The organism is Phenylobacterium sp., assembly GCF_030680185.1.
Classification (GTDB): Bacteria; Pseudomonadota; Alphaproteobacteria; order Caulobacterales; family Caulobacteraceae; genus Phenylobacterium.
Genome location: NZ_JAUXVZ010000051.1, coordinates 30974 through 45688 on the forward strand (window position 1 = coordinate 30974; position 14715 = coordinate 45688).

At 67.6% G+C, this 14715-nt stretch carries 13 protein-coding genes; 6 read left to right on the top strand and 7 right to left on the bottom strand.

Annotated features, from left to right (window positions below; genetic code table 11):
• The first annotated feature begins 98 nt into the window (after nucleotides 1–98).
• Nucleotides 99–866, top strand: coding sequence for a cytochrome c oxidase assembly protein (locus tag Q8L83_RS11910; RefSeq protein WP_305287188.1), 768 nt, complete (start codon nucleotides 99–101; stop codon nucleotides 864–866).
• Nucleotides 854–1345, top strand: a complete 492-nt coding sequence (locus tag Q8L83_RS11915) for a CopD family protein (RefSeq protein ID WP_305287190.1) — start codon at nucleotides 854–856, stop codon at nucleotides 1343–1345. Before Q8L83_RS11910 ends, Q8L83_RS11915 begins: the two co-directional genes overlap by 13 nt.
• On the opposite strand, the gene Q8L83_RS11920 is transcribed toward Q8L83_RS11915, so the two are convergent.
• Nucleotides 1315–1797 (bottom strand): DUF2231 domain-containing protein, encoded by a 483-nt coding sequence (locus Q8L83_RS11920; protein ID WP_305287192.1) that lies wholly within the window; start codon nucleotides 1795–1797, stop codon nucleotides 1315–1317. The genes Q8L83_RS11915 and Q8L83_RS11920 overlap by 31 nt on opposite strands.
• A gap of 75 nt (nucleotides 1798–1872) precedes the next feature.
• On the opposite strand from Q8L83_RS11920, the gene coxB reads away from it, so the two are divergent.
• From coxB to Q8L83_RS11940, 4 genes are read left to right on the top strand one after another with little or no spacing between them, the layout of a single operon-like run.
• Nucleotides 1873–2493 (top strand): cytochrome c oxidase subunit II, encoded by a 621-nt coding sequence (coxB, locus tag Q8L83_RS11925; protein WP_305287194.1) that lies wholly within the window; start codon nucleotides 1873–1875, stop codon nucleotides 2491–2493.
• A complete protein-coding gene (ctaD, locus tag Q8L83_RS11930) occupies nucleotides 2490–5012 on the top strand; it encodes a cytochrome c oxidase subunit I (protein ID WP_305287196.1) in 2523 nt (840 codons plus the stop codon). The genes coxB and ctaD overlap by 4 nt, the downstream gene beginning before the upstream one ends.
• 29 nt (nucleotides 5013–5041) lie before the next feature.
• Nucleotides 5042–5353, top strand: a complete 312-nt coding sequence (locus Q8L83_RS11935; protein WP_305287198.1) for a hypothetical protein — start codon at nucleotides 5042–5044, stop codon at nucleotides 5351–5353.
• A gap of 60 nt (nucleotides 5354–5413) precedes the next feature.
• Nucleotides 5414–7825, top strand: a complete 2412-nt coding sequence (locus Q8L83_RS11940; protein ID WP_305287200.1) for a membrane-bound PQQ-dependent dehydrogenase, glucose/quinate/shikimate family — start codon at nucleotides 5414–5416, stop codon at nucleotides 7823–7825.
• A 13-nt stretch (nucleotides 7826–7838) separates the two neighbouring features.
• Here the strand turns inward: Q8L83_RS11940 and Q8L83_RS11945 are convergent, their stop codons facing one another.
• From Q8L83_RS11945 to alr, 6 genes are all read right to left on the bottom strand, one after another.
• Nucleotides 7839–9437, bottom strand: a complete 1599-nt coding sequence (locus Q8L83_RS11945; RefSeq protein ID WP_305287201.1) for a serine hydrolase — start codon at nucleotides 9435–9437, stop codon at nucleotides 7839–7841.
• Nucleotides 9438–9461: 24 nt separating this feature from the next.
• Nucleotides 9462–10772 (bottom strand): peptide MFS transporter, encoded by a 1311-nt coding sequence (locus tag Q8L83_RS11950; protein ID WP_305287203.1) that lies wholly within the window; start codon nucleotides 10770–10772, stop codon nucleotides 9462–9464.
• Nucleotides 10769–11779 carry a dipeptide epimerase gene (locus Q8L83_RS11955; protein WP_305287205.1) on the bottom strand — a complete coding sequence of 337 codons (1011 nt, stop codon included), beginning with the start codon at nucleotides 11777–11779 and terminating at the stop codon, nucleotides 10769–10771. The genes Q8L83_RS11950 and Q8L83_RS11955 overlap by 4 nt, the downstream gene beginning before the upstream one ends.
• A gap of 128 nt (nucleotides 11780–11907) precedes the next feature.
• Complete coding sequence (locus tag Q8L83_RS11960) at nucleotides 11908–12255, bottom strand: RidA family protein (protein ID WP_305287207.1); 348 nt, start codon at nucleotides 12253–12255, stop codon at nucleotides 11908–11910.
• Between the two features lie 27 nt (nucleotides 12256–12282).
• Nucleotides 12283–13539 (bottom strand): D-amino acid dehydrogenase, encoded by a 1257-nt coding sequence (locus Q8L83_RS11965; protein ID WP_305287209.1) that lies wholly within the window; start codon nucleotides 13537–13539, stop codon nucleotides 12283–12285.
• Nucleotides 13530–14675 (bottom strand): alanine racemase, encoded by a 1146-nt coding sequence (alr, locus tag Q8L83_RS11970; protein ID WP_305287211.1) that lies wholly within the window; start codon nucleotides 14673–14675, stop codon nucleotides 13530–13532. The genes Q8L83_RS11965 and alr overlap by 10 nt, the downstream gene beginning before the upstream one ends.
• Nucleotides 14676–14715: the final 40 nt, after the last annotated feature.

The window sequence follows — 14715 nt, forward strand, 5'->3', positions numbered from 1 at the left end:
ATCTGACGCGATTCATCTGCGGGGCCATTCTCTTTGGAACAGACCGCCGCCAAGCTTGTTCTTCCTTGTCAGGTTGAATTCTCGCGGCAGGAGGGGGCGTGGACGGGGCCACTGCAGCACAGCTAACCGATGTGACCTATTGCGGACCGCCGCCCGCGCCGGCGTCCCTCTGGACAGATTGGAATTTTGATCCGGTCCTGCTGGGCGCTCTGGGCCTTTGTGCGATCGCCTATGTCTGGCGCTCTGGGGCGGCAGGCTCGCAAAGGGCCGCGTTTTTCGGCGGACTTGGGATTCTCCTCGTCGCCTTTGTGTCTCCCCTCTGCGCGCTGAGCACATCGCTGTTTTCGGCGCGGATCGCCCATCACATGCTGATGGTCGCCGCCGCAGCGCCGCTGCTGGCCCTCGCTCTGCCTCGCAAACTTCCGGGCGGCTGGCTCACAGGGGCTGGCCTCGCCCACATGGTGGTCCTCTGGGTCTGGCACGCGCCCCGGGTTTACGAATGGGCCTTGGGTGGGACAGCGTCCTACTGGCTGATGGAGCTCAGCCTGCTGGGCAGCGCCATGGCCTTCTGGAGCGCAGTCTGGGCGCGGAAGGCTGAGCCGCCCGCCGTCATCGTCGCCCTCATCCTGACCATGGCGCAGATGGGGCTGCTGGCCGCCCTGATCACCTTCGCCCAGGCGCCGCTGTATGGCCCCCATCTCCTGACCACCCAGGCCTGGGGCCTGACACCGCTGGAGGACCAGCAACTGGCCGGTCTGATCATGTGGGCGCCTGGCGCCCTGCCCTATTTCGCCGCCGTGCTGTGGCTGGCGGCGCGCTGGATGCAGGGCCTGGAGAAAGATGAGGCCATGGCGTGGCGTGGTTGAAATTCCTGCACATCTCGGCCCTGCTCGTCTGGTGCGCGGGGCTCATCTACCTGCCCGGGCTTTTGCTGGCCCACCGCAAGGTGACCAACCGCGAGGACTTCGTCCGCATCCGCAACGCCAGTCGGTTCAGCTATAACGCCGTCACGTCGCCCGCCGCCTTCCTGGCCATCGGCGCTGGAACGGCGCTGCTGCTGCTGGCGCCCGGCGTGCTCCAGGGCTGGATGTTCGTGAAGCTGGCCCTGGTTGGGCTCCTGGTCATGGCCCACGTCCAGTACGGGTTCGTGCTCTCGGCGCTTTCGGAGGCCGGCTCCCAGCCGCCGCGCCTGCGCCTGCTCGCGGTATGGACGCTCGTCTTCGGCGCGATGACGGCCATTCTCTGGCTCGTCCTCGACAAGCCGTTCCTGGGTATAGCGGGCCTCCCGGCCTGGCTTCTGGAGCCTGGCGGCCTTCAGTCGCTGCTGTCGGACACGCCGATCTGATGCTCGAACACCAGCTTCCCGCCATGCCAGCCCGCGAGCCCGACAAACACCAGGCCGAGGCCCGAAAGGAACAGGCCCCAAGGCAGCACCGCCGCCTCGCGGTCGAACAGGCGCAGGCCCCAGTTGGCGGCTATGACGCTGAGCAGCATCATGGCCGCGACGGCATGGCTCCAGGGCTCGGCGCTGCGGCGAATGCCGCGCACCAGCAGCAGCTCGGCCGTTCCGCTCAAGGCCGCCACCGCGCCCATAGCGAAGCCCCAGCCGCTGGTCCAGAGCCCGACGCGGGCGAAGAACGGATCGGCCGACCACCAGTAGAAGAGATCGGCGCCCAGGGTCGCGCAGACCAGGGCGATGGGAAAGGTCACCAGCATGACGTGGATCGGGTGGCCAGCCAGCTGGATGCTCGACTGCACGCTTTCTTCGAAGGGGTCCCGCGACCGGTCCTGCGCCAAGATGCTCTCCTTCGTCCCTGGAATAGGACCCGAACGCGATGGACCCGGCAAGGGTTCGGCCTGACGGCCACGCTTTTGCTCGCGGGTTGCGATACGCCGCTTTCGACCCTGGCGCCGGCTGGGGATTCGGCCAACGCCATCGCCATCCTGTGGTGGGCGATGCTGATCGGGTCGGTGGTCATCTTCTGCGGCGTGCTCGGCGCGGCCCTCTATCCTCTGATCCGCCGGGGTTCGGCCGCGGCGCCCTCGGAAAAGGGGATGCTGATCGGCGGCGGGCTGGTGTTTCCCTCGGTCGTCCTGATGGCCTTGTTGATCGCCGCACTATTGGTCGGCGACCGGCTGAGCCCGCGAGGCGAGCCCGATGTCCTGACGGTCGAGGCCGTCGCCGAGCAGTGGGCCTGGACCTTCCACTATCCTGACGGCCGCGCCCCGACCGAAAATGTCCTGCATGTGCCGGCCGGGGTTCCGTTCGAGGTCCACGTCTCCAGCCGCGATGTGATCCACAGCTTCTGGCTGCCAAGGCTGGGGGGCAAGATCGACGCCATTCCCGGTCAGGTGAACGTCATCCGCCTGCAGGCCGCCGAGCCTGGCGTCTATCGCGGACAGTGCGCAGAGTTCTGCGGCGTCGGTCATGCGGCCATGACCTTCACCCTTCAGGCTCATGCGCCTGGAAGCCCTCTGGGAGACGCCCCATGACAGACGCCGAGCTGCGCCAAGCGCCCGCCATGTCGGCCATCGCCCGGCACAAGGCCCTGGAGCGCCTCTGGGGCACGCCTGGGGGCTGGGGCAAGCTGTCGGCGGTGAACCATTCCACGGTCGGGATGCGCTTCATCATCACGTCCTTCGTCTTCTTCCTGATCGGCGGCGTTCTCGCCATGCTGATCCGGGCGCAGCTGGCGGGGCCTGAGACCGATTTCCTGAGCGCGGCGGCCTACGCCCAAGTCTTCACCATGCATGGCACGGTGATGATGTTCCTGTTCGCCATCCCGCTGATCGAGGGGCTGGCCCTCTACATGCTGCCCAAGCTGCTGGGGGCGCGAGACCTGGCCTTCCCGCGGCTCAGCGCCTTTGGCTACTGGTGCTACCTGTTCGGCGGTTCGATGCTGATCCTGGCCCTGGTGGCCGGCGCGGCGCCCGACAGCGGCTGGTTCATGTATACGCCGCTTTCCTCCAAGCCCTTCTCACCCGGAATCAACTCCGACGTCTGGCTGGTGGGGGTGACCTTCGTCGAGGTCTCGGCCGTCTGCGCGGCGGTCGAGTTCATGACCACCGTGCTGAAGATGCGCACCGGCGGCATGGCCCTGCACCGCATGCCGATCATGGTCTGGTACCTGTGGGTGACGGCGGCGATGATGCTGTTCGGGTTCCCGCCCCTGATCCTGGGCAGCGTCCTGCTGGAGATGGAGCGCGCCTTCGACTGGCCGTTCTTCGATCCCACCCGCGGCGGCAGCCCGCTGCTCTGGCAGCACCTCTTCTGGCTGTTCGGCCACCCCGAGGTCTACATCATCTTCCTGCCCGGAGCCGGGATCATCTCCACCATCCTGCCGGTCTTCACCGGGCGAAAGTTGGTGGGCTATTCCTGGATCGTGGTGGCGCTGATCGCGCTTGGCTTCATCAGCTTCGGCATCTGGGCCCACCACATGTTCGCGACAGGCATTCCGCACCTGTCGCTGGCCTTCTTCTCCGCCGCCAGCACGCTGGTCGTGATCCCCACGGCGGTACAGATCTTCGCCTGGCTCGCCACCCTGCTCAGCGGCCGACCCCGCATCACCCTGTCGATGCTCTACTTCTACGGCTTCCTCTCGACCTTCGTCATCGGCGGGCTGACCGGCGTGATGGTGGCCGTCGTGCCCTTCGACTGGCAGGCGCACGACACCCATTTCGTGGTCGCCCACCTGCACTACGTCCTGATGGGCGGGTTCATCTTCCCGGTCCTGGCGGCGATCTACTACTGGCTGCCGCACATGACGGGCCGCAAGCACCTGGAGGGCCTGGGCCGCACCGCCTTCGCCCTGATCTTCCTGGGCTTCAACGCCGCCTTCCTGCCCATGCACCTGACGGGTCTGCTGGGCATGCCCCGGCGGGTCTACACCTATGGCGGCGACCTGGGCTGGAACCTGCTCAACCTGGTAAGCTCGGTCTCGTCCTTTGTCCTGGCCATCGGCTTCGCCCTGGTGGTGGTCGACGTGATCCAGGTGGCGCGGTTTGGCCGGCGCACCCGGCGAAATCCCTGGAACGCCACCACTCTGGAATGGGCCATGCCCACGCCGCCGCCGGCCTACAATATCGGCTCCCAGCCGGAGGTCCGCGACCGCGACCCCCTGATCGACGATCCTGGCCTGCCCGCCGCCCTGGCCCGCGGCGAGGGCTATCTTGGCGAGCCCCGCAATGGCTGGCGCGAGACGCTTGGCGTCCACATGCTCACCGGCAAGCCCGAGCAGGTGGTCCTGTTGCCGGGGCCCACCTTCATCCCCCTGTGGACGGCGCTGGCCACTGGCCTGTTCTTCGTCAGCTTCCTCTTCAAGCTCTACCCCATATCGGCCCTAGCCTTCGTCCTGGTCGTCATCTGCGCCTGGCGCTGGATGTGGAATTCCGGACTGAGGACGGACGCCGAGCCCGTCGCCATCGGCCTTGGCCAGACCGCTCCCCTGCATGCGACCACGGCCGATCCGCCCACCCTGTGGGGCATGGTCTTCACTCTGATGGCCAACGGCGTCCTCTTCGGCGCCTTGGTGTTCGGTTATCTCTTCCTGTGGGTCGTCGCGCCGAACTGGCCGCCGCCGCAACTACTGGTCCGCGAGCCGGTCACGCCCCTCCTGCTGGTCGCGGCGGCGGCCGCGGGCCTCTGGGCGGTCAGCCGGGCCGGCGGCGCCAACGCCCGCGGCGAACGCGCGGCCAGCCAGACGGCCCTGGTGACGTCGGCCGCCTGCGGGCTTGTCATCGCCCTGGCCGCCCTGGCGGTCCCGGTCTTCACCGCGCCCTCGCCCACCGCGCACGCCTATGGCGCAGCGGTCGCCTTCATCAGTGGCTATATGGCCTTCCACGGACTGATTGCGGTCCTGCTCAGCGCCTATGCCTGGAGCCGCGCGCGCGGCGGTTGGATCTCGGCCCAGCGGCGGGTCGAATTCGCCGCCCTGCGTCTCTGGTGGCTCTATCTCGCCGCCGTTGTCGGCATCAGCCTCACCCTCCTCCACGGGCCGGTCTGGTTCTCATGACGCCCTCGACGCAAGCCTTCTGGCGCCTCGTGCTCCTGGTCGCCGCCTTCCTGATCTGGAGCCTCGCCTTCATCGCCCTCTATGGGGTCCACGGCGTCGCCTGCGCCGCCGGCTGGGCCAGCGTTCAGAACCCCTGGCCCCTGCGCCTGACGCTGATCGGACTGTGGCTGGTGATGACCTCCGCCGCGGCGGCCTTCGCCCTGTGGACCTGGAAACGGCCCATCAAGGACCAGGCCGCCCAGGGCTTTTTGAGGACCGCGACCCTCGCTGTCGCCGTCATCGGCGCGGTGTCTACCGCCTGGCTCGGCGCGCCGCTCTTCCTGGTCAGGGTCTGCGCCTGAAGGAACCTTCACCGCGTCGGCCCGTTGGCGCTGTGAAGCTGAAAATCTGAGGAGGCGTTCATGCCGGCAGCCCGTGGCCCCGCCACCTGGGGCGTGATGGCGCTAGGCGTCATCTTCGCGCTTATCGGCCTGGTGCTCGCCATCGGCGGCGCATGGCTCGTCGTCCTCGGCGGATCGCCCTATTACCTGTTGGCGGGATTGGGCCTGCTGGCCTCTGGATTCTTCCTGTTCCGGCGAAACATCACCGGCGTCTGGATCTATGTCGCCATCTGGGCGGCGACCCTGGTCTGGGCCCTGTGGGAAGTGGGGCTGAACGGCTGGGCCCTGCTGCCGCGCCTCTTCGCCCCGTCAGTCCTGCTGGTTCTCGCCCTGCTGGCGATCTGGCCCCTGAAACCTCAGCGCCAAGGGCGGACCTTCGCCCTGGGCGGCCTGGCCGCCTTTGTGGTCGTCGCCGTGATCGGCGGCGTAGTGATCGGCTTGGCCAACCGGCCCGACGCAGCCCAGCCCCTGCCGCAGCAGACCGCCGCCCAGATGGGCGAGCCCTCGCGCTTCGACGTTGGGGCCGACTGGCCAGCCTATGGCGGAACCTACAGCAGCCGGCGTTTCTCTCCGCTCGCGCAGATCACCCGGGAAAATGTCGGGCGTCTGGAGCGGGCCTGGGTATTCGAGACTGGCGACCTGCCGACCCCTGGGACCGAGAACAAGCACGGCGCCGAAACAACGCCGCTGAAGATCGGAAACACCCTCTATCTGTGCTCGGCCAAGAACATCCTGTTCGCCCTGGACGCCCGCACCGGACAGCAGATCTGGCGCCATGACCCCGGCGTCAGCGATGACTGGATCCCCTACACGGCCGCCTGTCGCGGGGTCGTCTACTACGCCGTCCCCGAGGCTGATCCGGCGGCGCCCTGCGCCACGCGCATCATCGAAGGCACGCTGGACGGCCGGATCATCGCCGTCGACGCCCGCACCGGGACCCCTTGCACCGGCTTTGGCCAGAACGGCCAGGCCGACATCAAGGTCGGCATGGGCGATGTCGTGCCCGGCATGGTTTCGATCACCTCGCCGCCCGTTGTCGTTCAAGGCGTGATTGTCACCGGGCACCAGGTTCTGGATGGCCAAAAGCGCTCTGCCCCGTCGGGGGTGATCCAGGGCTTCGACGCGGTCACGGGCGAACTGCGCTGGGCCTGGGACATGATGCGCCCCGATCTCACCGGGCGGCCGGCCGACGGCGATTCCTATACCCGTGGCACCCCCAACATGTGGACCATCGCCACCGGCGACGAGGCCCTGGGCCATGTCTATCTGCCCATGGGAAACTCCGCCGTCGACTACTGGTCAGGCGACCGCGCGCCGGAGGAAAACCGCTACGCCACGGCGCTGGTGGCCCTGGATGTGAACACCGGCCGACCGGCCTGGTCGTTCCAGACGGTGCGGATGGACGTGTGGGACTATGATCTCGGCTCGCAGGCGACCCTGGTGGACTTTCCGACCGCCGGCGGCGCCGTCCCGGCCCTGATCCTGCCTAGCAAGCAAGGCGACCTCTATGTGCTGGACCGCAGGACAGGCCGGCCGCTGACCCCGGTCGAAGATCGCGCCGTTCCGCAGGGGGGCGTTGAGCCGGCCCAGCGGGCCGCCACCCAGCCCTTCTCCGGCTATCACACCCTGGCCAAGCGGAACCTGACCGAGAAGGACATGTGGGGCATGTCGCCCATCGACCAGATGGCCTGCCGCATTCAGTTCAAGCGGGCGAGCTACAAGGGCATCTACACCCCGCCCACCACCGACCGGCGCTGGATCCAGTATCCCGGCTACAACGGCGGCTCCGACTGGGGCGGCATCGCCATCGATCCGCAACGGGGCGTAATCATCGCCAACTATAACGACATGCCCAACTACAACCGCCTTGTCCCCCGCGCGGAGGCCGACGCAATGGGGTGGGTCCCCCATGGGGAGGAGCCGCCCGCCAATGCGCGGGGCGGCGGTTCGGCCGAAGGCGCCGGCGACCCGCAGATCGGCGCGCCCTACGCCATCGACGTCAACGCCGGCTGGCGGATGCCCTTCACTGGCCTCCTTTGCAAGCAGCCCCCCTATGGCGGCATCCGGGCCATCGACATGCGCAGCGGCCAGACCCTCTGGGACCGCCCCCTGGGCACCGCTCGCAAGAACGGCCCGTTCGGGATTCCCTCCATGCTGCCCCTGCAGATCGGCACGCCAAACAACGGCGGGTCGGTGATCACCGCTGGCGGCGTGATCTTCATCGCCGCTGCGACCGACGACCTGATCCGCGCCATCGACATGGAGACCGGCGAAACCCTCTGGCAGGACGTCCTGCCGGGCGGCGGCCAGGCAAATCCGATGACCTATGAAGTAGATGGGCGCCAATACCTGGTGATCATGGCCGGCGGCCATCACTTCATGGAGACCCCGGTCAATGACGACCTGATCGCCTACGCCCTGCCCATACGGTAGCCCGACTTGAACCTCATTCCGGAGCGCCGGCCGTCCCAGCCGGGCGGATGCGGAGGTCCTGGAAATCATAGGAGAAGTCGGCCAGCGGCGAGGCCGCCTTCACCCGGATCTCCTCGACTTCGCCTTCGGCCGTAAAGGCGTAGGTCACCAGGGCGGGCTCATAGCCCTCCCCCTCCCACTCGGCCAGGAAGGTGTCGCCGGACCAAGGGGCCAGGACTCCACGCAGGCCCGGGGTCTGGGGGAAATCCATGACCAGGCGATCATCTTGGCGCACGACGGTGATCGGGCCGTACCAGGGGTCGCGATAGGCGCCGATATAGGCGTTCAGCGGCAACGGCGGCCGCGTGAGCGAAGGCTTTGACAGCCGCTCTTCGACCCGCGCCTCTGCGCGTGTAGCCATCAGCTCCGCCCATTGCTCGGGCCAGTTCTGGCGGGGCGCCACGGGATCAGCGTAGTGGTCCAACAGCTCGTACATCAGGCCCATGATCAGGCCCGTGTCTTCGGCGTTGGTCAGGATGGCGAACCCCACATTCAACTCCGGCGCCAGGACTGCTACGGATCTGAATCCAATGATCCCGCCAGTGTGCCAGATGATCCGGTAACCCCTGTAGTCGATGACCCGCCAACCCAGCGCATAGGTCGAGAACAGCGGCGCAGCTCCAGGCGGAACGGCGGCGACATTCCGCGGGATCAGGGTCTGCGGCGTCCACATCTCCTCGGCCGTCGCCGCGCTGAACAGGCGGCCGCGCCCGTCGGCGAGCGCGCCTCGCGCCAGTTGCAATGCGATCCAGCGGCCCATATCCTCGGCGCTCGCCGCGATGCCGCCAGCGGGCGCGGCATTGGCGCTCAGCACATGGCCTTCATCCAGCGCCGTCATCGCCCCAAGACCGCGAACCTCGCCGTTCAGCCGCGCATGGGGCGTCGCCCGATCTGGACTGGCGAACAGGTCTTCGGATGTGACGACCGCTGTGGCCATGCCGGCCGGGGCCAGGATGCGATCCTGAACAAACGTCTCCCAGGTCTGACCGCTGACCGCCTCGATCAACTGACCCGCCACAATGTAGAGGACGTTGTCATAGGCGTAGCCGCTGCGGAAACTGGTGGTTGGCGGCAGGTGGCGCAGGGCCTTGACCGTGTCGGCGCGCGTACGGGTCGAGCGTGGCCAGAACAGCAGATCACCGGCGCCCAGGCCAAGACCGCTGCGATGGACCAGCAGATCCCGCACGGTCATCTCGCGGGTCACCCACGGATCATGCATCTGGAACTGGGGGAGATGGTCGATCACCGGGTCGTCCCAGCCCAACTTCCCCTCGTCCACCAGGATGCCCAGCGCCGCGCTGGTGAAAGCCTTGCTGACCGACGCGATCGGAAAGACGGTGTTCGCGCCGACGGGTCCGGGCCGCCCGAGGCGACGGACGCCATAGGCCCGGACAATTGGCGGTTGGCCGGCCTCGACGATGGCCACCGCCGCCCCTGGCGTGCCTGAAGCCTGGAGAAGAGCGTCCATGCGTTCGTCAAAATCCGCCGCCGGCGCCGCCGCGGACGGACTTGCGAAGACGAAGGCGATGGCTGACGCGGCGATGATGAGACGCACAGGTCCGAAGGTCGTCATGCACGGCGCTCCAATCTCAACACATCAGGGCTCAAGGGCCGGGAGACGAGACGCCTCTCTGGGCGCTAAGGTCAGGCGTCGCATCGGACCATCCAACAGCCGCAGCAGGCCGCCGGCCACCGCCGCGATCCCCCCCATCATCAGGAAGAAGAGCGCCGGCCCGATCTGGCTCCAGGTCGTTCCCGCCAACCCAGCCAGGAGATTTCCAAAGAAGCCGGCGAGGAACCAGGCGGCGATCAGGGTGGCGGCCATTCTGGGCGGCGCCATCCGGCCGAACAGCCCGAGGCCTACAGGCAGGATAAAGAGCTCGCCTGCGGTGAGGAGCACGAAGAAGGCCAGCACCCAGAGCCAGCCGATCTGTACGCCTGACGCCGCCGTCCAGGCGCTGAGCGCGGCCAACATCAGATAGGCGCCCGCGACCATGACGGCGCCCAGGGCCATCTTTCGCAACGGCGAGGCCTCGCGGCCCTCTCGCGCCGTGCGGATGAAATAGGCCACGACGAAGGGACTGAGCAGGAAGACCAGCAGCGGGTTGAGGGACTGAAACCAGGTGCTGGGAATCGTCCAGCTCACGCCCAGGCTGCGATCAACGCTGGCGTCGATCCACAGGGCCAGGGTGTTGCCGGTCTGCTCGTAGGCGGCGCGGAACACCACCACGGCCAGTCCCACGGCGCCCAGCAGGATGAACCGACGCCTCAGCTCATCCTTGGCGAGGTCCGCCTCGGCATGGACCGGCGCAGTCCGCTTAGGCTCCGGCGGCAGGTGTTTCTGCCCGGCGATGTAGATGCAGAGCCCCGCCAGCATGCCGATGCCGGCGGCGCCGAACCCCCAGTGCCAGCCATAGACCTCGCCCAGCGTGCCGCAGACGAGCGGCGCCAGAAAGGCCCCGAGATTGATGCCGACATAGTAGACATTATAGGCCGAGCCCCTGCGGGGATCGTCAGCGCTATAGAGGCCGCTGATCTGGCTGGGCAGGCTTGGCAAGAACAGGCCATTGCCCAGGGCGATCACTGCCAGGGCCAGATAGAACTGGCCTTCGAAGGCCATCATGAAATGGCCCAGCGCCATGATCGACCCGCCGAGGATCACGGCCCGACGGCGGCCAAGCCAGCGGTCGGCGATCAGGCCGCCCAGGATCGGCGTCAGGAAGACGAAGGCGGTGTAGAGGCCATAGACCAGGGATGCGCGCTGCTGGTCGAACATCAGCTGGCGGGTCATGTAATAGACCAGCAGCGCGCGCATGCCGTAGAAGGAAAACTTCTCCCACATCTCGGTGAGGAAGAGGACGGTCAGGCCGCGCGGCTGACCAAACCAGGTGGGCGCAGGGGCGGTCATGCCGCGCCGCCCCAGAGGGCTTCGGGACAGTCCACAAGCCCGTCCCGGTAGACGGCGCCTGGCGTCCGGTCGGCCGCCAGCAGCAGCGGCCCGTCAAGATCCACGACATCGCAGAGCTGACCGACCAGGTAGGCTGGCGCCATGCCCAGGCCCGTGCCCAGCATGTTGCCGACCATGACCCCAAGGCCGAGGCGCCTGGCCTCCGCCGCCATGGCCAGGCCCTCTGTCAGGCCGCCGCACTTGTCGAGCTTGATGTTGATTACCTGCGCACGCCCGACCATGGCGGCGACGTCGGCCAGGCCCTGCACGCTCTCGTCGGCGGCGATGGGGATCGGAGACTTCAAGCCATCCAGAAAGGCGTCCTGGCCGCGGTGGAACGGCTGCTCGATCAGTTCGACCCGAGCCTCGACCAGGGTGGGCGTGAGGTCAGCCAGACTTTCTGGCGTGAAGCCCTGGTTGGCGTCCACGGCGAGCCAGACCTCGGGCCGGCTCTCACGGACGGCTTGGACCCGGGCGGCGTCCAGGCCGTCGCCCACCAGCTTCAGCTTTAGGGCGCGGGCGTCGGCGAAGCCCCCCGCCCGTTCCGCCATAGCCTCCGGGGCGTCCGCACCGATGGTGTAGGTCGTCAGAAGAGGTTTTGGCGGGGCCAGTCCCGCCAGCCGCCAGACCGGTCGTCCCGCCCGCTTGGCCTCCAGGTCCCACAGCGCGCAGTCCAGGGCGCTGCGGGCCGCGCAGGGCGGCAGAATCTGCGCCAGTTGCTGGCGGTCGGCGCCGGCCTCGATCTGAGACCGAACGGCCTCGATCTGGGCCAACATCGCCGGGGGCCGGTCGTCCAGATAATAGACGCCCGTCGCCTCCCCTCGCCCCTGGTGACGACCGTCGTCCAAGGTCACGACCACGAGTTCGATGTCGTAGAAGGTATAGCCCGTAATGCGGAACGGCGTGATCAGAGGCCAGCGTTCGCTGGCGACCGTCACAGACAGACGGCTGGGCGCGATGGGGGACAAGACGGACTCCTGGCGACTTGCCCGCCAGTACAGAACGCAGCGACGCCGAAGCCTTGCCCGGCGCGCCGCTTGAGCTGAAGAAACCGCCCTTGTCGCCCCGCTCCGCGAAAGGCTGTGCTTTGTTCCGGCTACGCCCGAGCGGCGATGACGATGATCTCGACCTTGTAATCTGGCGTCGCCAGCTTGGCCTCGCCGGTGGCGCGGGCCGGGGCGTCCTTGCCGGCCACCCACTTGTCCCAGACGGCGTTCATCTCGGCGAAGTCGGCCATGTCAGCCAGCCAGATGGTGGCGCTGAGGATCTTGGACTTGTCGCTTCCGGCCTGCGCCAACAGAGCGTCGACAGAGGCGAGCACGGCTTCGGTCTGCCGCGTGACGCTTTCACCTGGCGCGCCGACCTGGCCGGCCAGATAGATGGTGTCGCCGTGGATGACGGCCTGGCTCATGCGCGGGCCGGAGTGGAGACGGGTGATGGTCATCAGGAGTCCTTTGGCTGGAGTGCGTATCTAGGCAGGGCTGCGCGAAAGGGACAGGTCACGCGTCTCGATCGCCGGACGCACGCCGCTGATCTGATCGGCCAAGACCTGGGCCGAACCACAGGCCATGGTCCATCCCAGCGTGCCGTGTCCGGTGTTCAGGAAGAGGTTTCCCAGCGCGCAGGGTCCGATCAGGGGCACGCTGTCAGGGGTCATGGGGCGCAGGCCAGACCAGAAGCTGGCCGCCTCCGTGGCGCCCGCCCCCGGAAAGAGGCTTTCGAGAGAGTGCTCCAACGTGTGTCGGCGCACCACTGGAAGGTCTGTGGAATATCCGGAAAGCTCGGCCATGCCGCCCACCCTGATCCGGTCCCCCAGGCGGGTGATGGCGATCTTGAAGCTCTCGTCGAGCAAGGTCGAAACCGGCGCGCTGTCGAAGGCCTTGATCGGCACGGTGATCGAATAGCCCTTCACGGGATAGATCGGCAGGCCGATACCGAACGGCCGCAACAGCGCGGGGGAATGGCTGCCCAGCGCCACGACATAGGCGTCGGATGGCACCTCGCCCTGGTCGGTGCGCACTGCTGTGACCCTGTCGCCGTCGACCCGAAGCCCCTGGATCGTGACCTCATACCGAAAGTCGACGCCAAGGCCGGCCGCCAATCCGGCCAGGGCCTGGGTGAACTTGAAACAGTCGCCGGTCTCGTCCCCTGGCAGCCTCAACCCGCCAACGATGCGGTCCTTCGCGTGGGCGAGGCCGGGCTCGGCGGCGATGCATCCCGCAGCGTCGAGCACCTCATAGGCCACTCCGTCGGCCTCCAGCACGGCCACGTCCTTGCCCACGCTGTCCATCTGCGCCTGTGTGCGGAAGAGCTGCAGCGTGCCCAGGCTCCGGTGGTCGTAGGTCAGGCCCGTCTCGGTCCGCAGCTCAATGAGCCGATCGCGACTGTACAGGGCTAGCCGCACCATTCGGCTCTTGTTGATCGCGTAGCGCGCTGCGGTGCAGTTGCTCAGTGTCGCCAGGATCCAGGCGACCATCGCCAGGTCCGGCTGCGGCCGCAGGATCAGCGGCGCGTGCGCCATGGTCAGCCATTGCAAGGCCTTCAACGGCACGCCAGGCGCCGCCCAGGGCGAGGCGTAACCAGGGGAAATCTCCCCTGCATTGGCGAAGCTCGTCTCCTGGGCCGGACCCGGGCGACGATCCAATACGGTGACCTCGTGACCCGCCCGGGCCAGATAGTAGGCGGTGGTCACGCCGATCACGCCTGCGCCCAGAACGGTCACCCGCATCGATCGTGCTCCAAGCTGTCACCGTCCAGATAGATCCGGCGACAGCGCCGTCCGAGGCCAGTGAGGATTTCATAGGGAATGGCGCCCACGGCGGCGGCGACCTCGCTCAGCGTCTGATTGGGTCCGACCAGTTCCACCGCATCGCCCTCGCCAATCGCCCCTTCGGGCAGGCTGGTGACATCGATGGTCAGGCTGTCCATCGAGATCCGCCCGATGATGGGCAGGCGGCGACCCTGAAAATGGACCGCGCCGATCCCTTCCATCCGCCGCGGCCAGCCGTCGGCATAGCCGATGGCGACGGTGGCGATCCGGACCGGCCGCGTGGCCACAAAGCTGAGCCCGTAGCCGACGCCCGTACCGGACGGCGCCTCGCGCACCTGGATCACCGTCGCCTCCAGCCCGACCACAGGCGCCATGAGGCTAGTCTCGCCGTCGAACGGTCCGGCGCCGTAGAGCGCCAAGCCGGGCCGCACCAATTCCCCGTGAAAGGCCGCGCCCAGAAAAATCCCGGCGGAATTGGCCAGTGACCGTGGGGCGGGGGGCAGCCGATCAGCCAGGGCGTTGAAGGCTCGGCACTGACGATGATTGGCGAACGAGTCACGATGATCGGCGCAGGCCAGGTGACTCATCATCAGGCGCACTTCAACCTGGTCGAAGAAGCCTGCCTCCTGGGCCAGGCGACTGACGTCCTGGGGTGGGAGGCCGAGGCGCGACATCCCGCTGTCCAGCTGGATCGCAGCGGGAAAACGCCGCCCCGTCTCCACCGCGAGGCTCTGCCAACGCATGGCTTGGTCCCAGCTGTTGAGGACCGGAATGACCCCCGCCGCCGCGCAGGCGCTCTCCGCCCCCTGCGGCAGGCCGTTCAGGACGAACAGGTCGACGTGATCGCCGACTATCGGCTTCAGCAACAGGGCCTCGTGGAGATGGGCGACAAAAAAGTCGCGGCAGCCCAGTTCAGAGAGGGTCACGGCCACCTGGGCCGCGCCGAGCCCATAGGCGTCAGCCTTGACGACAGCCGCCACACGGGCCGGGGACGCCAGTTTCGCCAGATGGCGGTAGTTGGCTCTCAGGGCGGCGAGATCGACGGTGATCCGGGCGCCGGCGAAAACTGGCCCCTCCCCTGTCTCTCCCGTCATCACGCCCTCGCTCCACTCGCACTGAACGCGCGGAAGCTAG

Bases quoted from the DNA above. Each gene is read 5' to 3' on its own strand.
- ctaD (WP_305287196.1), top strand. From the start codon at position 2,490: ATGACAGACGCCGAGCTGCGCCAAGCGCCCGCCATGTCGGCCATCGCC.
- Q8L83_RS11940 (WP_305287200.1), top strand. From the start codon at position 5,414: ATGCCGGCAGCCCGTGGCCCCGCCACCTGGGGCGTGATGGCGCTAGGC.
- Q8L83_RS11945 (WP_305287201.1), bottom strand. From the start codon at position 9,437: ATGACGACCTTCGGACCTGTGCGTCTCATCATCGCCGCGTCAGCCATC.
- Q8L83_RS11950 (WP_305287203.1), bottom strand. From the start codon at position 10,772: ATGACCGCCCCTGCGCCCACCTGGTTTGGTCAGCCGCGCGGCCTGACC.
- Q8L83_RS11960 (WP_305287207.1), bottom strand. From the start codon at position 12,255: ATGACCATCACCCGTCTCCACTCCGGCCCGCGCATGAGCCAGGCCGTC.
- Q8L83_RS11965 (WP_305287209.1), bottom strand. From the start codon at position 13,539: ATGCGGGTGACCGTTCTGGGCGCAGGCGTGATCGGCGTGACCACCGCC.
- alr (WP_305287211.1), bottom strand. From the start codon at position 14,675: ATGACGGGAGAGACAGGGGAGGGGCCAGTTTTCGCCGGCGCCCGGATC.